The sequence below is a fragment of the Streptococcus sp. oral taxon 064 genome (assembly GCF_001683375.1).
Classification (GTDB): domain Bacteria; phylum Bacillota; class Bacilli; order Lactobacillales; family Streptococcaceae; genus Streptococcus; species Streptococcus oralis_S.
Genome location: NZ_CP016207.1, coordinates 647094 through 666438 on the forward strand (window position 1 = coordinate 647094; position 19345 = coordinate 666438).

Below are 19345 nucleotides of genomic sequence, written 5' to 3' on the forward strand. Positions count from 1 at the left end.
TTCTAGCTATTCACCAAATGGGCGTAAAAGCCATCCTGTGCAAGCAAGTCTGCATGGGTACCCTCTTCGACAATCTTGCCCTGATTCAGAACAACAACCTTTTCTGTCCGCTCAGCAATGGTCAAGCGGTGGGCAATGAAAATCAAGGTCTTGTCTAAAGCCATGAGATTATCGACAATCCGCTTTTCTGTCAAGATATCCAGACTACTAGTCGCCTCGTCCAATATCAGAACAGGCGCATCCGTTAAGAGAGCACGCGCCAAAGCAATTCTCTGCCGTTGCCCCCCAGAAATACCTGCCCCATCCGAAGTCAATTCTGTCTGGTAATTCAGGGGCATCCGCTCGATATCCTCCCGAATCTCAGCCAATTCGACTGCTCGTAGGATATCTTCCTGTGTCGTCCCCTCCTTGGCTCCAAGGAGCAGATTCTCCAAAATCGTTCCGTTAAAGACATAGGGCTGTTGAGGTAGATAGTTGATGTACTGGCGCAAGGCCTTTTTGTCAATCTGATTAAGATTGACACCACCCAGACTAATCTCTCCCTGACTAGGGTCGTAGAAATTAACCATCATCTTGGCCAAGGTCGTCTTACCTGACCCTGAAATTCCCACAAAAGCTACCTTAGCACCTTGCGGAATGGTCAAATTGATATCCGACAAGACGTCACGACCATAGCCATACTTATAGTGGACTCGCTTAAAGGTCATATCTCCATTCATCATGCTCAAATCTTCGACTGTTTTCTGCTCCTCAAACTCCGAAGCTACTAGATAAACCTCGTTAAGACGGTTATTGGCGACCTGTGCTGTCTGAAGCTTGGTTTGCAGGTTGATAATATTTTCCAAAGGATTGGTAAAGTAAACAAGCAAAGTATTATAGGTAATCAACTGGCCCAAACTCATTTTTCCATCCATGACGAGTACTGCTCCCATCCAGAGAACACCAACATTGAGCAAAAGCTGGGCAACTTTTTTCAGAGCCTTTTGCTGGCTTTCTGCTCGACTATAGGTAAAAGACTTTTTCAGATAAGTTACAAATTCCTTATCAATCTTTTGATAGCGTGAACTTTCACTAGTCAAAGACTTAATGGTCTCAATACCGTTGATGTCCTCGATGATAGAAGAAGATAGAACCGCATTGGCTTCCATAGTATCCCGATTCATCTTTTCAAAAGGCTTCATAAAGGCAAAGATAATCACTGTATAGATAGGAAGCGCAAGTAGACTAATGAAAAAGAGCGTCATATTTTGTGAAAACAAGACCAGCGAGATAATCAAAATCGTCGACACATCTAGGAAAATCGACAGAATGGTCGATGCCAGCGCATCGATGATACTGTTGGCATCTGTAAAACGAGACACGATTTCTCCTGTCCTGCGTGTCGCGAAAAAGGACATCGGCAGATGAAAAACATGCTTGATGTAGGACAAAATCACATCGATGGACAACCGTTGACCCAGAACAAGTAAGAGATATTCCTGCGCATAAGACAAAATTTGCTGGAGGATATAGACGATGACCAGCCCAATAGAGATAATACCCAGTGTCGAGCGCATCTGGTCTGGTACGTAACTATCAATGATGGACTGAAGATAGTAGGAACCCACGATATTGATCAAGGTCACCAAGAGTGTCGCTAGGACGATATTGGTAATCAAGCCCCGCTGTTTGAGCAAAATTGGCAAGAAGGATAGGAGCCCCTGTTTTTTCTCCTTATGGGGTTTATAGTCTGGAGACGGAGCCATAAAGAGACTGACTCCTGTCCATTCTTGCGCAAATCGCTCACGGGAAATCTTGGTCAGCTTGACACCAGGATCCGGATCAGCGATATGAATATGCTTTTTATCCTGACCTATCACCACATAGTAGTGGAGCAACTTCCCTTCCTTGAGCACATGAGCCACAAAAGGAAAGGTCAAATCTGGCAAATCAAAGAGCGTCATATCCGCCTTGATAGCCCGCGTCTCAAATCCAATCTCCTCTGCCACCTTTACAAGTCCCAAAGCGGTCGTCCCATCCATGGTCGTCTTGGCTAACTCTCGTAGATGAGCCAAGGAGTAATAACTACCGTAGTAACCAAAGACCATAGCCAAAGAAGCCACGCCACAATCCATCTGATCCACCTGGGGACGATAGTGCCTTTTCCTAAATTTCATATCTTCTCCTTTTTCTAACAATCTCTTTAAAAATTTGTAAGATTATTTTAACCAAATAAGGATAAAAACAGGAGAATATTCCCAAATAAACCATTTTCGCGCCTAAAACGCACTTTAAAAAGCATAAACTATCATTTAAATGTAAAAAAGCAGAACAAAAGTTCTGCCTGTTTAAAGTAACCGTTAAAAAATGAACGTCCAGAAATAAACTATTCTGAAATGATATTCTCTTTACTTCTATAAAGTGAGATAAATGTCATCAAAAATAATGAAATCGTAGGTATATCAAAACATTCAAACCACGTAGGTAGATTTATTTTGTTTACATCAGCCACAATTCTAATCATTAGATAAGCTATAGAGCTAAACAATACAATAAACTCTGACCAAGCTTTTTGTAGTAATTGAACAACTTTCATCTCAAACTCCGATCTGATGGTTCATCAATTTCCAATCGTACTTTCTTTTGTTTTGTACTTGTATCCTACATAAAACAGACCAAGCAGAATTGGATAGGTTTCTGGATAAAACAGAGTATTGATCGGATTTTTCATAATCAAATACGTTGCGATATAAAGAATAATCGATACGACAAAATACCCCTCAGCAAATCCTAATAAGATTTTTTTCATAGCAGACTCCTATTTAACTGATAAGAAAGGCGGGAAACTCCGCCATTTACATGCACAAAATCCTTTCCATTCAGATTCATCATTTATAGTTTCGATTATTTTTCTTCAAATTCTTACAAAAAATACCAAAATAACCTGCAGCAATCAAACCTATTAAACTCCATTGCCAATCAAAAGATACTAGCGAACCCGTACGAATTAGATGAAGCGTAAGATTAAGACCTATTCCTAACAAAGGAAGTATAGTGGCTAGCTTAGGTAACAATGTATTGAGATTTAGGTTACGATTCATAGTTAATTTACTTCTATATTTAGATTAACGTCTACTTCCTAGATAACGCCCATACATATAAGCAGCTACTCCTAATACACCCCAAGCTATTGCTGTGGAAGTAGTGACAATGAAGCCTCCTTCAGTAAGAGCCAAATCTTCTTCTGTCATGATATCAAATTTTTTATCCATTTCTTTCATTTTTCTCTCTCCTTTTTAAATAATACTGGCTAATCCAATAGCTACTCCAACCAAAATCCCTACTATTCCTAAATTAGTTCTTATTTCATTGATAATAACTAAAAGATGACTATTCAATAGCAGTTGCCATACACTAAAAATAGTTCTCTTTAAACCTTGTCTTTAGCTAAATCCAAGTAACTCATCATCAAAATAAGGATCGGAACAACTAATTCTGTTTGGAAATATTTTTCAACATTAAAGGTGATTACATTTAAATCTCCCAATATGCAAAGCACTCCAAAAATAATTAGAACTGCTCCCATTACATTTTTTAGATTTTTCATACAAGTCTACTTTTATCCAAATTTACGTTTTAAATCTTGACCAATTAATCGACCACCAAGGAAAATTGCTACTCCTCCAGCAATCGTGGCTATGGTAATTAATCCACCTTCTGTATTCATCAATTCTTCTTCTGTCAATTCTGTCCATTTATTTAAATTCATTTTTTCTCTCCTTATTACATAAAATAGCCCCAAGCAATACCACCAATTAGTAAGACACCTCCTACAACTACAGCGGTAACCGAGCCCCCATTCACATCCGTCAACTCTTCTTCTGTAAGAGTTACAAAGTTCTGTTCCATGTTGTCAAAATTTGTCATTTGTTTTCTCCTTTATTTTTAGTTTACGGTTTCTAGGCTTTAAACCATTTTAAAAACCAGAATGGGTAAATTACTGAAATCATTTCCTTATCTCCTTCCTTTTCTTCTCACTTATCTATTCGAGAAGTGATTTAAAATGAACAGGTAAATTTCATTTATTTTAAATACCATTTGATAAACCATGGCAATAAGATTGGTAAATACATCGCGTAGTCTCCTTCCTTTTCTTCTTACCTATCTATTCGAAAAACAATTCGAAAATGAACAGCTATTTTACTTTTATTTTAAAAACCACTTAATGAACCAGGGATAAAAACCGGTAACATACATAAACGTTCCTCCTTTTTCTTTCTCGTCTCTTTATTCGCAATTTCTACTAAAAATTTTAACGTTTTTCTTTTTTCTGCAAATAAAAAACAACATGACTTGCATGTTGCTTTCGGCTATATTTTACCTTTAATGATTTCGATTACATCTGTTACACTTTGAAGTTGATCGATTTCCTCATCAGTGATTTCGATACCAAATTCATCTTCTAGTGTCAAGACAAACTCCATCAAATCCACTGAGTCCGCATCTAGATCGTCTTTCAAACTCAAGGCCTCTGTTACGGCAAAGTCTTCTCCCTGTCGCTCTTGGATAATGGTTACAATACGGTCAAAAATTTCTTTTTCTGTCATCTTTTTTATTCTCCTGAAAATTCACGCGCAGTTTGAGCAACTACGTCTGTTTCTAGCATGGTACGAATCTGACGAATCGTACTGTACACAGCATTGGCATCACTTGAGCCATGAGTTTTTACAACTGGCGCCTTGACGCCAAACAAGACTGCTCCTCCAACATCTGAATAGTTGAGCTGTGTCTTCAACCCCTTAAGACTATCCTTGAGAAGTAGAGCACCTAGCTTCGCTCGAAGACCACCACCTGTAATAGCTGTCTTGAGCAAGCCCATAATTCCCATGGCTGTCCCTTCAATGGATTTGAGAACAGCGTTTCCCGTGAAACCATCTGTTACGACAACATCCGCAACGCCATTCATCAGATCACGCGCTTCCACGTTTCCGACAAAGTTCAAACTTTCATCAGCTACTAACAAATCGTATGTTTCCTTACGAAGCGGATCTCCCTTGCTGCTTTCTGTTCCATTGTTGAGCAAACCAACACGTGGTTTCGAAATTCCACGAACATTTTTCGCATAGAAGGAACCTAGGACAGCGTATTGATGGAGGTGCTGGGCTGTATTTTCCGCATTGGCTCCAAGGTCTAGCATGTCAAACCCTTTTCCATCAATGGTCGGCAAGGTAGACATGAGTCCTGGACGATCGATATTTTTGATACGACCCACAATGAAGAATCCTGCAGCCAACAAGGCACCTGTGTTACCAGCAGAGAGGACAGCGTCTGCTTCTCCCTCTTTAACAGCCTTAGCTGCCAATACCATGCTGGCATTTTTCTTCTTACGGATAGCTTTTGTCGGCTCATCGTCTGAGTTGATTTTCTCATCCGTATGGATAATGCTGACGCGCTCTGTCGCTGTTAGATATTGCTTGATCTTGCTTTCATCTCCGTAGAGTTGAATCTCAATATCTGAAAAGTCAGCTAGGGCTTGATTGACACCCTCAACGATGGCTTGAGGTGCGTAATCGCCCCCCATAGCATCTACTGCGATTTTTTTCATTTGTTTTCCTCTTTTAGTAATTGTCCCCAGTCTGCTAGGGAATCGATAAATTTCTTTGATTTTAGGTGAATCCCAACGTACTCTTCGTAGAGTTGATCCATAAACTTGCGTAGCTCTTGCTTGATTTCGGCCTTAAGCGAAATGGTCTCCAAGGTTTCAAAATCAATGGCTTGAAATTGATTGAGCAGATAAGGGATATTGGGATTTAGATGACAACGTCTCTCATCCTCATGATAATGCTCTGGGCAGAGGCAGGCTCCATATTTGAAAGAAAAGTCAAAGGCCTGACCGACCCGATGGCAAAAGACACACTCATTAAAATTAAGGCTGATTCCAAATCGAGTCAAGATTTGAATTTCAAAAATATTGGTTAAAACCTGATAATCTATCCCTGCTTCCATCAACTCCAGAGTCTTCCTCAAGAAAGCAAACAAGGGAGCATCCTGCTGATTATCCTGCAAACTAGCATCTGCAAGGGCAGCCACATAGGTTGCATAGGCCATGACAAAGAGATCACTATTAATCTTGGGAAAGGTCATCACCTCGTGATAGTCCTCAATGTAGCTAAGCCCATCATCATTGATTCGCAAGAGAAATCGTGCCAACACCAAGGGCTGAATAACCGGAGCTAGTTTGGACTGGCCAGCGTGTTTGACGAAAAACATGCGCTTGCCCGCCTGCTCGGTAAAGATCTTGACTAGCTTGTCATCTTCACGAAAGTTACGATTGTAGAGCACCAAGCCTTGACTCGTGATAGACTGAATCATGCTTCTCTCATGTACTCCTCAAGTCGTTTCATGGCCTCTCTGATCGTTTCCATGCTGGCTGCATAGGACAGGCGCACATAGCCTTCTCCGTAACGCCCAAAGGCGGCACCAGGGATAAAGGCAACGGCCTTCTTCTGAGCAAAATCCTTCAGAAAAGCAAAGGAATCTTGATTGTAGCCCGCTGGAATCTTAGCAAAGATATAGAAGGCCCCATCTGGTTTGGTAATCTCAAAACCAAGCGTAGTCATCTTCTCGATGATATAATCTCGACGCTGGATGTATTCCTTCTTCATAGGCTCTGCGTCGTTTTTACCAGCCGTCAAGGCCTCCACCGCAGCATGTTGCGCCATGGTATTTGCGGCAGTAACCAAATATTGGTGACTCTTGATTAACTGAGCTGTGAAAGCTGCAGGAGCAAAGATAAAGCCTAAACGCCAACCTGTCATAGCATGCGATTTAGATAAGCCATTAATAATAATAGCCTGGTCTCTCAGCATAGTTCCCAATGATACATGATTTTCCCCTGTATAGGTTAATTCTGAGTAAACCTCATCACAGACAACAAAAATCTCATACTTGCGTAAAACGTCTGCCAAGGCTTCCAACTGCTCCCGACTATAGGTAATACCTGTCGGATTGGCTGGATAGTTGAGAATAACTGCTTTGAGCTTGTCCCCTTGCTCCAAAATGGCCTTTTCCAACATCTCAGGAGTCAAGACAAAACCATTTTCAGTTGTATCAATCTCGACAATCTCTGCCCCAACTAGATTGACAATCGGCTCATATCCTGGGTAGGCAGGAGCTGGCAAGAGCACCTTGTCCCCCTCTTCCAAAATAGCCGTCAAAGTAGCAGATAAAGCCTCTGTCGCCCCAATTGTAACCAAAATTTCATTTTCAGGATTATAATCTAGCTGGTATTTTTCTTTTACAAAGTCGCTAGCAGCCTGGCGCAAGGTCAGTAAACCGCTCATCCCTGTATAGTAGGATTGGTTCTGGTCAATGGCTCGCTTGGCTGCCTCCTTGATATGATCTGGCGTTGTAAAATCAGGTTCCCCCAAGGTCAAACGCAAGACCCCAGGAATCTCTGAAATTGCCTGGTCAAACTGGCGAATCAAGGAAACTTGAATCTTGTCTAACTGTTTATTAAAGCGTTTGGTTAAGTCCATAGATATCCCCCTTGCTTACAGAACATAGTACTATTATACTACAAAAGCTCCCTGACCGCAAAATCCATCTGAAACCCACATTTTTCACTTTCTGTTTTACTTTTCTTCTCGACAGGACTATAATAATAAGTGCTTATTTTCGGAGGTTTATATGTCATTTTTATCAAAAAATGGAGCAGGAATCTTGGCCTGCCTTCTCATTTCTATCGTATCTTGGTGCCTGGGAGGATTTTTCCCCGTCGTGGGTGCACCTGTCTTTGCAATTTTTGCTGGAATGCTCCTCCACCCCTGGCTCTCACCCTACAAACAACTAGACGCAGGTTTGGCCTTTAGTTCCAAGAAATTGCTCCAGTATGCCGTTATCTTACTCGGTTTTGGTCTCAATATCTCGCAAGTCTTTGCAGTTGGACAAACTTCACTCCCCGTCATCCTTTCCACCATTTCGATTTCCTTAATCGTTGCCTACCTCTTCCAGCGTTTCTTTGCGCTAGACACGAAACTGGCTACCTTGATTGGAGTGGGTTCTTCTATCTGTGGTGGTTCTGCCATTGCTGCAACAGCACCCGTTATCCATGCCAAGGAAAAAGAAGTCGCCCAAGCCATCTCCGTTATCTTTTTCTTCAATGTCTTAGCAGCACTTATCTTTCCAACGCTAGGAACCTGGCTTCACCTATCCAATGAAGGTTTTGCCCTCTTTGCAGTAGCTGCAGTCAACGATACTTCTTCTGTAACGGCTACCGCCAGTGCCTGGGACAGTCTTTACCAAACCAATACCCTTGAGTCTGCAACCATTGTTAAACTCACACGAACTCTGGCTATTATCCCCATCACGCTCTTTCTCTCCTACTGGCAAAGTCGCCAACAAAAAAATAGCCAGGGTTTCCAACTAAAAAAAGTCTTCCCACTTTTTATCCTTTATTTCATCCTAGCCTCTCTCTTAACGACTCTTCTCACCTCTCTCGGCGTGTCTAGTAGCTTCTTCACCCCTCTCAAACAACTCTCCAAATTCCTTATCATCATGGCCATGAGTGCCATCGGTCTCAAAACCAATCTAGTAGCCATGGTCAAATCCAGCGGTAAATCCATTCTTCTTGGAGCCCTTTGCTGGATTGCCATCATCCTTACCAGTCTTGGCATGCAAGCATTGATTGGTACTTTATAATACAAAAAGGTAGCCAGTAGGCTACCTTTTTATTGCTCAAGAATTAAGCGAGTATGTTCTCTCTTAATACAGCGATTCATCACGATGTCATCGCATCCTCCAGCACGTAAGATTTCTTCCGCTTCTAGATTTTCAAGTCCTAATTGCGCCCAGAAAATCTTGGCATCTGCCTTGAGAAAATCACGCGCCACATCTGGTAAAAACTCGCTCCGTCGGTATACATTGACAATGTCCACAGGAAAAGGAATCTCAGCTAGACTCGCATAAGCCTTCTCTCCCAAAATTTCCCCACCTGCAGCCTTGGGATTGACTGGAATGATTTTATAGCCCCGAGCCTGCATTTCCTTAGTCACTCGATTGCTAGTTGTTTCTTCACGATCGGACAAGCCTACTACCGCTAACGTTTTACTGGTTGCAAGATACTGACGTACCACACCATCACTTGGATTGATAAATTCTTGACTCATAGAAATCCTCCTTTTTTCTCAGTATAGCATATTTTGAAAAGGCTTGCAGATTTTGACTATAAAAATCTCCTAGCAAGAAAAGAAACCTGCTAGGAGTTCTGTCTACTTCAAGTGAAAGATTAAATCTTTTTCTCAATACAAAATAGAGGAGAAAGAGGACGTTTTTCGTGGATACGGATAATAGCATCGCCTAGAAGATGAGCAATCGAAATTTGTTCAATCTTATCAATCAAACGCTCTTCTGGTAGGTAGATGGTATCCAAAACAACCAATTTCTTAATAGCTGATTTTTGGATATTGTCCATAGCTGGCCCTGAAAGAACTGGGTGCGTACAGCTTGCATAAACTTCAACAGCACCTGCTTCAGCAAGAGCATCCGCCGCATGACAAATAGTTCCAGCTGTATCGATCATATCGTCAATCAAGATACAAGTCTTACCTTCTACCTTACCAATGATGTTCATAACTTCACTGGTATTCATCTTGTCTACACTACGGCGTTTGTCAATAATCGCAATCGGAGTTTTCAAAAACTCTGCCAATTTACGAGCACGAGTCACCCCACCATGGTCTGGGCTGACAACCACGTAGTCAGAGCCAACCATGCCACGACGTTCAAAGTAGTCCGCAATCAATGGAGCACCCATCAAGTGATCTACAGGAATATCAAAGAATCCCTGAATCTGTGCAGCGTGCAAATCAATCGTCAACAAACGATCCACTCCAGCAACTTCTAGCATGTTTGCAACGAGTTTTGCTGTGATTGGCTCACGCGCGCGCGCTTTTCTATCCTGACGTGCATAGCCATAGTAAGGCATAACAACATTGACAGATTCTGCACTGGCGCGCTTCAATGCGTCCACCATAATCAAAATTTCAAGTAAATTATCATTTACAGGTGAACTAGTTGATTGTAGGATAAAGACGTGTTTTCCACGGATTGATTCTTCAATGTTGACCTGAATCTCCCCATCTGAAAATTGGCGAACAGTCGATTTCCCCAACTCTATCCCAATTTCTTGCGCCACACGCTCTGCCAATTCTCTATTAGAAGAAAGGGCAAACAGCTTTAAATCAGAAAAAGACATGATTTCCTCCGGTATTTATGTATCACTTGTTTTTACACAACATTTTCCATCTACCATTGTAGCGCTTTTTCCTTTATTTTTCAATCAAAAATAAAACAAGAGTAAACATTTATACCCTTGTTTTATGCTATTTTATATTAGCTATATTAAAACTAAAAATTCTACATTTTAACAATCGATTTTATGCTAGGGTGAGATTTTTTCGAGACAAAGTTAGTATACTTCTCTCATACTTCCTGTATCCACATCATAGACAGCACCTGAAATAACCACATCATCAGGAATCAGTGGAGATTCTCGAAGCAATTGCATATCCTCTCTCACGCTCTCTTCAACATCCTGAAATGGTAAAAAATCTTGATCGGACACATCAACTCCGAGCTCGTGTTTCAAATGTTCATGAAAACTTTCATTTTCAAAGGTTTGAGCTCCACAGTCTGTATGGTGAAGCACCACGATTTCTCTTGTCCCCATTTGTTGCTGGGAAATCACCAGTGAACGAATCATGTCCTCAGTTACTCGACCACCCGCATTCCGCAAGATATGAGCATCCCCAAGGGCCAAACCTAGAGCTTGCGCAACGTGCAGACGTGAGTCCATACAGGTCACGATCGCTACTCTGGTTTTGGGTTTAAGTGGCAGATTTAACTGCCCATGTAGGGCAACATAAGCCTGATTGGCTTGCATAAACTGTTCAAAATACGACACGATTCCCTCCTCAAAAATTTGATAATCAAATATTTCTCCTATCTTATCATTTTTAAGAGGATTTGTCACGGATTATGCAAAGACCTTTTTCAAAACTTCCTGAATCGTTGTCACACCAATGACTTCAATTTCCTTGGGTGGAGTGATTCCTGTCAAGGAATTCTTGGGTACATAAATCTTGGTAAAGCCCAGTTTTGCCGCTTCATTTATGCGTTGTTCGATGCGATTCACGCGCCGAATTTCTCCGGTCAAGCCCAGTTCACCCACAAAACATTCCTGAGGATTGGTAGGCTTGTCCTTGTAACTAGAGGCAATAGCCACTGCGACGGCTAAGTCAATGGCAGGCTCATCCAATTTGACACCGCCAGCAGATTTGAGATAGGCATCCTGATTTTGCAAGAGAAGCCCTGCTCGTTTTTCCAAAACAGCCATAATCAGACTCGCACGATTGAAATCAAGTCCAGTCGTCGTACGTTTAGCATTTCCAAACATGGTTGGTGTTACCAAAGCCTGAACCTCCGCCAAAATCGGACGGGTCCCTTCCATAGTCACCACAATTGATGAGCCAGTCGCTCCATCCAAACGCTCTTCTAGGAAAACTTGACTCGGATTGAGCACCTCAACCAATCCACCCGACTGCATCTCAAAAATCCCAATTTCATTAGTGGAACCAAAACGGTTTTTGACCGCTCTCAAGATACGAAAGGTATGGTGACGCTCCCCTTCAAAGTAAAGCACTGTATCTACCATATGCTCCAACATACGCGGACCAGCCAAGGTCCCTTCCTTAGTCACATGCCCTACGATAAAGATGGCAATGTTATTAGTCTTCGCCAACTGCATGAGTTCAGCCGTTACCTCACGCACCTGAGACACAGACCCCTGCACCCCTGAAATCTCAGGAGACATAATCGTCTGGATAGAGTCGATGATGAGAAAATCTGGTTGGATGCGCTCCACCTCAGATCGAACACTCTGCATATTGGTCTCTGCATAGAGATAAAACTCACTATCAATATCACCCAAGCGCTCTGCCCGTAACTTAATCTGCTGGGCAGACTCCTCCCCACTGACATAGAGAACCGTACCCACTTGTGACAGCTGCGTTGAAACTTGTAGGAGAAGGGTTGATTTCCCGATTCCTGGATCCCCACCGATAAGAACGAGACTCCCCGGTACCACTCCGCCTCCAAGCACACGGTTGAATTCCTCCATATCCGTCTTGGTTCGATTGACATTGATGGAAGTCACCTCAGCCAGTTTCATAGGCTTGGTTTTTTCACCTGTCAAGGACACTCGTGCATTCTTGACCTCGGCAACCTCAACCTCTTCTACAAAAGAAGACCAAGACCCACAGTTAGGACAACGCCCTAGATACTTAGGTGAATTATATTCACAATTTTGACAAATAAAAGTTGATTTTTTTTTAGCTATGATGATTCTCCTTCTACTGCAACTCCTATAGAGCGCCACTTATACAATGTATTTTGAAATTTCTTCTGGTTGACAACTCCGACAGCAGACAAATCGACAGAAACCTGATAATTCTCCTTGACAGCTGCCAAAACGGAAGCCTTAACACAGCCATTGCCATCTACCCCTATAAACTCTATGCTTTTAGCACCGTTTCCCTCTAAAAAATCTTTTAAATCTGGATTAGTAAAGCAAGAAGCCCGACGCTTCTCAAAGATACGAGAAGATACAAGGAGCAAGCCGGTCGCAAATTTCTTCTTTCTATCTTTTCTCTCCCAGAAAAAACGATTGAGAATATAGATAACTCGGTCACTGGGATAAGCAGCAATTTTGTCATTTACAGCTGCAGTCAGTTCTTCATGATATGCTTTTCCTACAGCAACATAATCTGACTGCATGTCTACAACTAATAAATAGTCTGCCATTTTATTCCTCTATTTCCCTGTTGACCCAAATCCACCCATCCGCACGCCGTCTGCCTCATCTCCGTCTGCGATCAAAAATGGAGCAAAGACAGCCTGAACCACACGTTCCCCAACTTCAAGAACTACTTCCTGGTCCGTAATATTTTTCATCTGCGCAAAGATATGTCCCTCATTCCCGGGATTGCCATAATAATCCCCATCAATAACCCCAACTGAGTTAATTAAAACCAAGCCCTTTTTACGAGGGTTTGAAGAGCGATCATAAAGGTAGAGGACCTCAGTTGGTTGCATATAAGCCTTAACCCCTGTCGGAACTAAGACAATCTCTCCTGGCGCGATCACCGTACGCACGGCAACCTTTAAGTCATAGCCAGCTGCATGAGCTGTCTCACGCTTGGGCAATAAATTTTCATCTGTAAAACTCGAAACCAATTCAAAACCACGAATTTTCATATTTTTCTCTTTTCTATTATCATTTATTCTAGGCTATTTTATCTTATTTATTCGAAAAAAGCACGAAAAAAGAGCACACAATTCAAATCGCTTAGGGCTGCTGGATTCCTCCCCTGACCCGCTTCACGCAGAACTGTTGCTCCACTATTTATTATATCACATTCCTATTCATTTTAAAAGAAAAATTATTTTTTCCGTCTATTTCTAAAAAAGTCTTGCATAATAGTTGCGCATTCATCTTCCAAAATTCCCGTTTCAACCTCTACACGATGGTTGAGACGCTCATCTGTCAAGATATCATACAAACTCCCAGCGGCGCCAAATTTCTGGTTTTTAGCCCCATAGACCACGTTTGGAATACGGGCGAGTCCAATCGCCCCACTACACATGACACAAGGCTCAATGGTCACAAAAAGCGTGCAATCCAGCAAGCGCCAGCTCTCCTCACTCAGGTTCGCATTCTCTATGGCCATGATTTCCGCATGCATGACCGCCCGTTGCAACTCCTCGCGCGCATTATGCCCCCTACCAATGATTTCTCCATCCTTGACAATCACACAACCAATTGGAATTTCATCGTGTTCTAAGGCAATCTCAGCCTCTCTCAAAGCCTCTCTCATAAAGGCTTCTTTTTCTTCAACTGTATAATTCATCGTTCTTCTCTTTTCCTACTTGTCGATTTTATTATTATATCATGATTCTCAACACAAAAAAAGCCACCGAATGCGGTGACTTAATAGGGAGATTATTATGAAAAAGAAAAGTTTAGGATATTTGTTACAACAAGTTAGGAGGTCTTCTTGTAACTGTCTACAGTATACCCAACCTGTCTTAAACTAATCTTAAAAATCTCCTATGACCAAACACTTTCTAAAATATTAGTTTGTTCACGACCGGGACCTACTGAGAAAGTTGAGATACGAACACCAACCAACTCGCTTACACGACGAACATAGTTACGTGCATTCTCAGGAAGGTCTTCTAAATTACGGACTCCAGTGATGTCTTCTGACCAACCTGGCAATTCCTCGTAGATTGGCTTGCAACGTTTCAACTGCTCAAGACTAGCAGGATAGTAATCAATACGTTGACCATCAAGATCATAGGCGACACAGATTTTCACAGTATCCAAACCACTCAAAACATCTATAGAGTTCAATGAAAGATTGGTAATCCCAGATACACGGCGGCTGTGACGCATCACAACTGAGTCAAACCAACCCACACGACGTGGACGACCAGTTGTTGTACCATATTCATGACCTACTTCGCGAATGCGATCTCCCACTTCATCAAATAATTCAGTTGGGAAAGGTCCGTCTCCTACACGACTTGTGTAGGCTTTACAGACACCTACAACCTTGTCAATCTTACTTGGACCAACACCAGACCCAATTGTCACACCACCAGCGACAGGGTTTGACGACGTAACAAATGGATAAGTTCCTTGGTCAATGTCCAACATGACACCTTGAGCACCTTCAAACAGTACACGTTTGCCATTATCAAGCGCATCGTTCAAGATAACAGATGTATCTGTCACATACTGCTTGATTTGTTGGCCATACTCGTAGTACTCTTCAAAAATATCATCAATTGAAATAGGAGTACTGTCATATAATTTTTCAAACAGACGATTCTTCTCCGCAAGATTGCGTTCCAAACGCTCACGAAAAATTTCTTTATCCAAAAGATCTGCAATACGAATTCCAACACGAGCAGCTTTATCCATATAGGCTGGACCGATTCCCTTGATTGTAGTACCAATTTTATTGTCGCCCTTAGCTTCCTCTTGCAAACTGTCTAATTCAATGTGATATGGTAAAATGACATGCGCACGATCCGAAATGCGCAAATTATCTGTTGTCACACCTTCTTCATGAAGATAATTCAACTCTTTTACTAGAGATTTAGGGTTTACAACCATCCCATTCCCAATAACAGAGATTTTTTCAGGAAAGAAAATTCCAGATGGAATCAAGTGCAACTTAAATTTCTTACCATCAATCACAATCGTGTGACCAGCATTATCACCACCTTGATAACGAGCAATTACCTCTGCATTAGCTGAAAGAAAATCTGTAATTTTCCCTTTACCTTCATCACCCCACTGGGTACCTACAACAACAACTGAAGTCATAATAAAATTCGTCTGAGCTACTAGGAGCTCGTCCTTTCTCATATACATGGCAGGAATTTCACCCACAATTATATCTTACAATTTATTATAAGAAAAAAACACTATTTTATCAAGAAGAAACAGTAGAAAAGATTTGGAAATTCTTTCATTTCTAAATATAAAAACCTTTGATTATAAGCTAATTCTATATTTTTTAAAATATATCCACAACAATCGTTCGTAATTATGATATAGATACTTCCTATTGGATGAGAGTTGTACCACCTTGCAGTAATTTCTCTAGATATAGACGATAAGCTGTTCTAAAGTGATATAGAGAAAAGTCCCTATCACTTTTAATTTTAAATCGGATTAAGTAATATAGTAAAAAACGGAGATGAAGTGATTCCCACTCTGAACAACTCTGGCCTAAAGAGGCATATTCTTGTTCAACTAGTTTCAAAAAGACAAATGCTCGATCATAAAATTTCTGAAGCATATAAAAATTCCCTTTCTTATTAGTAACACTAGTCTAACAAAAAAAGGAACTAAAAAAGCTTCAAATCCTATAAAAGAAGAATTTAAAGCTAAACGAACTATAAATAAAATAAAGAGGTAATTACAGATTTAAAAATTAAAATTTGAAATTTCAACAGTCCACTATATTTATAAATAAAAAAACGCTCAGTTGAACGTTTCGATTTATACTCCGCCAGTAGGACTCGAACCTACGACATCATGATTAACAGTCATGCGCTACTACCAACTGAGCTATGGCGGATAAAAGCTAAGCGACTTCCATATCTCACAGGGGGCAACCCCCAACTACTTCCGGCGTTCTAGGGCTTAACTGCTGTGTTCGGCATGGGTACAGGTGTATCTCCTAGGCTATCGTCACTTAACTCTGAGTAATACCTACTCAAAATTGAATATCTATCAAATACCAAGAAAACCTCACACTTCGTATTCTCAGTTACTTTGGATAAGTCCTCGAGCTATTAGTATTAGTCCGCTACATGTGTCGCCACACTTCCACTTCTAACCTATCTACCTGATCATCTCTCAGGGCTCTTACTGATATAAAATCATGGGAAATTTCATCTTGAGGTGGGTTTCACACTTAGATGCTTTCAGCGTTTATCCCTTCCCTACATAGCTACCCAGCGATGCCTTTGGCAAGACAACTGGTACACCAGCGGTAAGTCCACTCTGGTCCTCTCGTACTAGGAGCAGATCCTCTCAAATTTCCTACGCCCGCGACGGATAGGGACCGAACTGTCTCACGACGTTCTGAACCCAGCTCGCGTGCCGCTTTAATGGGCGAACAGCCCAACCCTTGGGACCGACTACAGCCCCAGGATGCGACGAGCCGACATCGAGGTGCCAAACCTCCCCGTCGATGTGAACTCTTGGGGGAGATAAGCCTGTTATCCCCAGGGTAGCTTTTATCCGTTGAGCGATGGCCCTTCCATACGGAACCACCGGATCACTAAGCCCGACTTTCGTCCCTGCTCGAGTTGTAGCTCTCGCAGTCAAGCTCCCTTATACCTTTACACTCTGCGAATGATTTCCAACCATTCTGAGGGAACCTTTGGGCGCCTCCGTTACCTTTTAGGAGGCGACCGCCCCAGTCAAACTGCCCGTCAGACACTGTCTCCGATAGGGATAACCTATCCGGGTTAGAGTGGCCATAACACAAGGGTAGTATCCCAACAACGTCTCCTTCGAAACTGGCGTCCCGATCTCATAGACTCCTACCTATCCTGTACATGTGGTACAGACACTCAATATCAAACTGCAGTAAAGCTCCATGGGGTCTTTCCGTCCTGTCGCGGGTAACCTGCATCTTCACAGGTACTAAAATTTCACCGAGTCTCTCGTTGAGACAGTGCCCAAATCATTACGCCTTTCGTGCGGGTCGGAACTTACCCGACAAGGAATTTCGCTACCTTAGGACCGTTATAGTTACGGCCGCCGTTTACTGGGGCTTCAATTCATACCTTCGCTTACGCTAAGCACTCCTCTTAACCTTCCAGCACCGGGCAGGCGTCACCCCCTATACATCATCTTACGATTTAGCAGAGAGCTGTGTTTTTGATAAACAGTTGCTTGGGCCTATTCACTGCGGCTGACGTAAAGTCAGCACCCCTTCTCCCGAAGTTACGGGGTCATTTTGCCGAGTTCCTTAACGAGAGTTCTCTCGCTCACCTGAGGCTACTCGCCTCGACTACCTGTGTCGGTTTGCGGTACGGGTAGAGTATGTTTAAACGCTAGAAGCTTTTCTTGGCAGTGTGACGTCACTAACTTCGCTACTAAACTTCGCTCCCCATCACAGCTCAATGTTATAGAACTAAGCATTTGACTCAATTCACACCTCACTGCTTAGACAGACTCTTCCATTCGTCTGCTTTAGTTAGCCTACTGCGTCCCTCCATCACTACATACTCTAGTACAGGAATATCAACCTGTTGTCCATCGGATACACCTTTCGGTCTCTCCTTAGGTCCCGACTAACCCAGGGCGGACGAGCCTTCCCCTGGAAACCTTAGTCTTACGGTGGACAGGATTCTCACCTGTCTTTCGCTACTCATACCGGCATTCTCACTTCTATGCGTTCCAGCACTCCTCACGGTATACCTTCTTCACACATAGAACGCTCTCCTACCATACCTATAAAGGTATCCACAGCTTCGGTAAATTGTTTTAGCCCCGGTACATTTTCGGCGCAGGGTCACTCGACTAGTGAGCTATTACGCACTCTTTGAATGAATAGCTGCTTCTAAGCTAACATCCTAGTTGTCTGTGCAACCCCACATCCTTTTCCACTTAACAATTATTTTGGGACCTTAGCTGGTGGTCTGGGCTGTTTCCCTTTCGACTACGGATCTTAGCACTCGCAGTCTGACTGCCGACCATAATTCATTGGCATTCGGAGTTTATCTGAGATTGGTAATCCGGGATGGACCCCTCACCCAAACAGTGCTCTACCTCCAAGAATCTTGATGTCGACGCTAGCCCTAAAGCTATTTCGGAGAGAACCAGCTATCTCCAAGTTCGTTTGGAATTTCTCCGCTACCCACAAGTCATCCAAGCACTTTTCAACGTGCCCTGGTTCGGTCCTCCAGTGCGTCTTACCGCACCTTCAACCTGCTCATGGGTAGGTCACATGGTTTCGGGTCTACGACATGATACTAAGGCGCCCTATTCAGACTCGGTTTCCCTGCGGCTCCGTCTCTTCAACTTAACCTCGCATCATATCGTAACTCGCCGGTTCATTCTACAAAAGGCACGCTCTCACCCATTAACGGGCTCGAACTTGTTGTAGGCACACGGTTTCAGGTTCTATTTCACTCCCCTCCCGGGGTGCTTTTCACCTTTCCCTCACGGTACTGGTTCACTATCGGTCACTAGGGAGTATTTAGGGTTGGGAGATGGTCCTCCCAGATTCCGACGGGATTTCACGTGTCCCGCCGTACTCAGGATACTGCTAGGTACAAAGACTATTTTAAATACGAGGCTATTACTCTCTTTGGCTGATCTTCCCAAATCATTCTTCTATAATCTTTGAGTCCACATTGCAGTCCTACAACCCCGAAGAGTAAACTCTTCGGTTTGCCCTCCTGCCGTTTCGCTCGCCGCTACTAAGGCAATCGCTTTTGCTTTCTCTTCCTGCAGCTACTTAGATGTTTCAGTTCACTGCGTCTTCCTCCTCACATCCTTAACAGATGCGGGTAACAGGTAGTACCTGTTGGGTTCCCCCATTCGGAAATCCCTGGATCATCGCTTACTTACAGCTACCCAAGGCATATCGTCGTTTGTCACGTCCTTCTTCGGCTCCTAGTGCCAAGGCATCCACCGTGCGCCCTTATTAACTTAACCTTATTTTTTGACCTTTCAGTCATAAACTCTTTTAATACTACAGCGTTTCGGTTT

22 protein-coding genes, 1 tRNA gene, 2 rRNA genes and 1 other RNA gene are annotated in these 19345 nt (G+C 42.6%); 1 reads left to right on the forward strand and 25 read right to left on the reverse strand.

What is annotated here, in order from left to right; all coding sequences use genetic code 11:
* Nucleotides 1-2 precede the first annotated feature (2 nt).
* The 12 genes from comA to AXF18_RS03275 form a co-directional block, all read right to left on the reverse strand.
* On the reverse strand, nt 3-2156 hold the full coding sequence (gene comA, locus AXF18_RS03230) for a peptide cleavage/export ABC transporter ComA (RefSeq protein WP_065371473.1): 2154 nt from the start codon (nt 2154-2156) through the stop codon (nt 3-5).
* A 209-nt stretch (nt 2157-2365) separates the two neighbouring features.
* Nucleotides 2366-2575: a hypothetical protein gene (locus tag AXF18_RS03235; protein WP_000869801.1), complete on the reverse strand. Its 210-nt coding sequence runs from the start codon at nt 2573-2575 to the stop codon at nt 2366-2368.
* A gap of 24 nt (nt 2576-2599) precedes the next feature.
* Nucleotides 2600-2788 (reverse strand): hypothetical protein, encoded by a 189-nt coding sequence (locus AXF18_RS03240; protein WP_000722238.1) that lies wholly within the window; start codon nt 2786-2788, stop codon nt 2600-2602.
* A 79-nt stretch (nt 2789-2867) separates the two neighbouring features.
* Nucleotides 2868-3080 (reverse strand): hypothetical protein, encoded by a 213-nt coding sequence (locus AXF18_RS10165; protein ID WP_049549866.1) that lies wholly within the window; start codon nt 3078-3080, stop codon nt 2868-2870.
* A gap of 24 nt (nt 3081-3104) precedes the next feature.
* Nucleotides 3105-3260, reverse strand: coding sequence for a hypothetical protein (locus AXF18_RS10130; protein ID WP_000661692.1), 156 nt, complete (start codon nt 3258-3260; stop codon nt 3105-3107).
* 149 nt (nt 3261-3409) lie between these two features.
* Nucleotides 3410-3586, reverse strand: coding sequence for a hypothetical protein (locus AXF18_RS10135; RefSeq protein WP_000793177.1), 177 nt, complete (start codon nt 3584-3586; stop codon nt 3410-3412).
* Nucleotides 3587-3598: 12 nt separating this feature from the next.
* A complete protein-coding gene (locus AXF18_RS03250; RefSeq protein WP_033629144.1) occupies nt 3599-3748 on the reverse strand; it encodes a class IIb bacteriocin, lactobin A/cerein 7B family in 150 nt (49 codons plus the stop codon).
* Nucleotides 3749-3762: 14 nt separating this feature from the next.
* Nucleotides 3763-3906 (reverse strand): class IIb bacteriocin, lactobin A/cerein 7B family, encoded by a 144-nt coding sequence (locus AXF18_RS03255; RefSeq protein ID WP_049549867.1) that lies wholly within the window; start codon nt 3904-3906, stop codon nt 3763-3765.
* Between the two features lie 443 nt (nt 3907-4349).
* Nucleotides 4350-4586, reverse strand: coding sequence for an acyl carrier protein (locus tag AXF18_RS03260; RefSeq protein WP_000136436.1), 237 nt, complete (start codon nt 4584-4586; stop codon nt 4350-4352).
* Between the two features lie 5 nt (nt 4587-4591).
* On the reverse strand, nt 4592-5584 hold the full coding sequence (gene plsX, locus AXF18_RS03265) for a phosphate acyltransferase PlsX (protein ID WP_000717432.1): 993 nt from the start codon (nt 5582-5584) through the stop codon (nt 4592-4594).
* Entirely contained in the window at nt 5581-6351 is a 771-nt protein-coding gene (recO, locus tag AXF18_RS03270; RefSeq protein ID WP_000616143.1) for a DNA repair protein RecO, read from the reverse strand. The genes plsX and recO overlap by 4 nt, the downstream gene beginning before the upstream one ends.
* The gene (locus AXF18_RS03275; RefSeq protein WP_000366330.1) at nt 6348-7517 is read right to left on the reverse strand and encodes a pyridoxal phosphate-dependent aminotransferase; all 1170 of its coding nucleotides are present in this window, start codon (nt 7515-7517) and stop codon (nt 6348-6350) included. Before AXF18_RS03275 ends, recO begins: the two co-directional genes overlap by 4 nt.
* A 151-nt stretch (nt 7518-7668) precedes the next feature.
* Here AXF18_RS03275 and AXF18_RS03280 point away from each other — a divergent pair, with 151 nt between their 5' ends.
* Nucleotides 7669-8679 (forward strand): YeiH family protein, encoded by a 1011-nt coding sequence (locus tag AXF18_RS03280; protein ID WP_065371474.1) that lies wholly within the window; start codon nt 7669-7671, stop codon nt 8677-8679.
* Nucleotides 8680-8708: 29 nt separating this feature from the next.
* Here the strand turns inward: AXF18_RS03280 and AXF18_RS03285 are convergent, their stop codons facing one another.
* The 13 genes from AXF18_RS03285 to AXF18_RS03345 form a co-directional block, all read right to left on the reverse strand.
* Nucleotides 8709-9146 carry a CoA-binding protein gene (locus AXF18_RS03285; RefSeq protein WP_000076504.1) on the reverse strand — a complete coding sequence of 146 codons (438 nt, stop codon included), beginning with the start codon at nt 9144-9146 and terminating at the stop codon, nt 8709-8711.
* A 119-nt stretch (nt 9147-9265) separates the two neighbouring features.
* Nucleotides 9266-10234, reverse strand: coding sequence for a ribose-phosphate diphosphokinase (locus tag AXF18_RS03290; protein WP_000010174.1), 969 nt, complete (start codon nt 10232-10234; stop codon nt 9266-9268).
* A gap of 213 nt (nt 10235-10447) precedes the next feature.
* Nucleotides 10448-10942, reverse strand: coding sequence for a carbonic anhydrase (locus tag AXF18_RS03295; RefSeq protein ID WP_025170864.1), 495 nt, complete (start codon nt 10940-10942; stop codon nt 10448-10450).
* Between the two features lie 72 nt (nt 10943-11014).
* Entirely contained in the window at nt 11015-12352 is a 1338-nt protein-coding gene (gene radA / locus AXF18_RS03300; protein WP_253678285.1) for a DNA repair protein RadA, read from the reverse strand.
* A 20-nt stretch (nt 12353-12372) separates the two neighbouring features.
* The gene (locus AXF18_RS03305; RefSeq protein ID WP_000796429.1) at nt 12373-12840 is read right to left on the reverse strand and encodes an isochorismatase family cysteine hydrolase; all 468 of its coding nucleotides are present in this window, start codon (nt 12838-12840) and stop codon (nt 12373-12375) included.
* A 9-nt stretch (nt 12841-12849) separates the two neighbouring features.
* Nucleotides 12850-13293: a dUTP diphosphatase gene (locus AXF18_RS03310; protein ID WP_049549869.1), complete on the reverse strand. Its 444-nt coding sequence runs from the start codon at nt 13291-13293 to the stop codon at nt 12850-12852.
* A 59-nt stretch (nt 13294-13352) separates the two neighbouring features.
* Nucleotides 13353-13446, reverse strand: an RNA gene (gene ffs / locus AXF18_RS03315) — signal recognition particle sRNA small type.
* Nucleotides 13447-13478: 32 nt separating this feature from the next.
* Complete coding sequence (gene tadA, locus AXF18_RS03320) at nt 13479-13946, reverse strand: tRNA adenosine(34) deaminase TadA (RefSeq protein WP_065371475.1); 468 nt, start codon at nt 13944-13946, stop codon at nt 13479-13481.
* 200 nt (nt 13947-14146) lie between these two features.
* Nucleotides 14147-15433, reverse strand: a complete 1287-nt coding sequence (locus AXF18_RS03325) for an adenylosuccinate synthase (protein WP_008293595.1) — start codon at nt 15431-15433, stop codon at nt 14147-14149.
* Nucleotides 15434-15674: 241 nt separating this feature from the next.
* Nucleotides 15675-15911, reverse strand: coding sequence for a sigma(X)-activator ComW (gene comW / locus AXF18_RS10170; protein ID WP_000939513.1), 237 nt, complete (start codon nt 15909-15911; stop codon nt 15675-15677).
* A gap of 208 nt (nt 15912-16119) precedes the next feature.
* Nucleotides 16120-16193, reverse strand: a tRNA-Asn gene (locus AXF18_RS03335).
* A gap of 5 nt (nt 16194-16198) precedes the next feature.
* A 5S ribosomal RNA gene (rrf, locus tag AXF18_RS03340) occupies nt 16199-16314 on the reverse strand.
* A 76-nt stretch (nt 16315-16390) separates the two neighbouring features.
* Nucleotides 16391-19291, reverse strand: a 23S ribosomal RNA gene (locus tag AXF18_RS03345).
* Between the last annotated feature and the right edge of the window lie 54 nt (nt 19292-19345).

Coding starts and splice junctions, on each gene's coding strand:
- comA (WP_065371473.1), bottom strand. CDS start 2,156: ATGAAATTTAGGAAAAGGCACTATCGTCCCCAGGTGGATCAGATGGAT.
- AXF18_RS03235 (WP_000869801.1), bottom strand. CDS start 2,575: ATGAAAGTTGTTCAATTACTACAAAAAGCTTGGTCAGAGTTTATTGTA.
- AXF18_RS03240 (WP_000722238.1), bottom strand. CDS start 2,788: ATGAAAAAAATCTTATTAGGATTTGCTGAGGGGTATTTTGTCGTATCG.
- AXF18_RS10165 (WP_049549866.1), bottom strand. CDS start 3,080: ATGAATCGTAACCTAAATCTCAATACATTGTTACCTAAGCTAGCCACT.
- AXF18_RS10130 (WP_000661692.1), bottom strand. CDS start 3,260: ATGAAAGAAATGGATAAAAAATTTGATATCATGACAGAAGAAGATTTG.
- AXF18_RS10135 (WP_000793177.1), bottom strand. CDS start 3,586: ATGAAAAATCTAAAAAATGTAATGGGAGCAGTTCTAATTATTTTTGGA.
- AXF18_RS03250 (WP_033629144.1), bottom strand. CDS start 3,748: ATGAATTTAAATAAATGGACAGAATTGACAGAAGAAGAATTGATGAAT.
- AXF18_RS03255 (WP_049549867.1), bottom strand. CDS start 3,906: ATGACAAATTTTGACAACATGGAACAGAACTTTGTAACTCTTACAGAA.
- AXF18_RS03260 (WP_000136436.1), bottom strand. CDS start 4,586: ATGACAGAAAAAGAAATTTTTGACCGTATTGTAACCATTATCCAAGAG.
- plsX (WP_000717432.1), bottom strand. CDS start 5,584: ATGAAAAAAATCGCAGTAGATGCTATGGGGGGCGATTACGCACCTCAA.
- recO (WP_000616143.1), bottom strand. CDS start 6,351: ATGATTCAGTCTATCACGAGTCAAGGCTTGGTGCTCTACAATCGTAAC.
- AXF18_RS03275 (WP_000366330.1), bottom strand. CDS start 7,517: ATGGACTTAACCAAACGCTTTAATAAACAGTTAGACAAGATTCAAGTT.
- AXF18_RS03280 (WP_065371474.1), top strand. CDS start 7,669: ATGTCATTTTTATCAAAAAATGGAGCAGGAATCTTGGCCTGCCTTCTC.
- AXF18_RS03285 (WP_000076504.1), bottom strand. CDS start 9,146: ATGAGTCAAGAATTTATCAATCCAAGTGATGGTGTGGTACGTCAGTAT.
- AXF18_RS03290 (WP_000010174.1), bottom strand. CDS start 10,234: ATGTCTTTTTCTGATTTAAAGCTGTTTGCCCTTTCTTCTAATAGAGAA.
- AXF18_RS03305 (WP_000796429.1), bottom strand. CDS start 12,840: ATGGCAGACTATTTATTAGTTGTAGACATGCAGTCAGATTATGTTGCT.
- AXF18_RS03310 (WP_049549869.1), bottom strand. CDS start 13,293: ATGAAAATTCGTGGTTTTGAATTGGTTTCGAGTTTTACAGATGAAAAT.
- tadA (WP_065371475.1), bottom strand. CDS start 13,946: ATGAATTATACAGTTGAAGAAAAAGAAGCCTTTATGAGAGAGGCTTTG.
- AXF18_RS03325 (WP_008293595.1), bottom strand. CDS start 15,433: ATGACTTCAGTTGTTGTTGTAGGTACCCAGTGGGGTGATGAAGGTAAA.
- comW (WP_000939513.1), bottom strand. CDS start 15,911: ATGCTTCAGAAATTTTATGATCGAGCATTTGTCTTTTTGAAACTAGTT.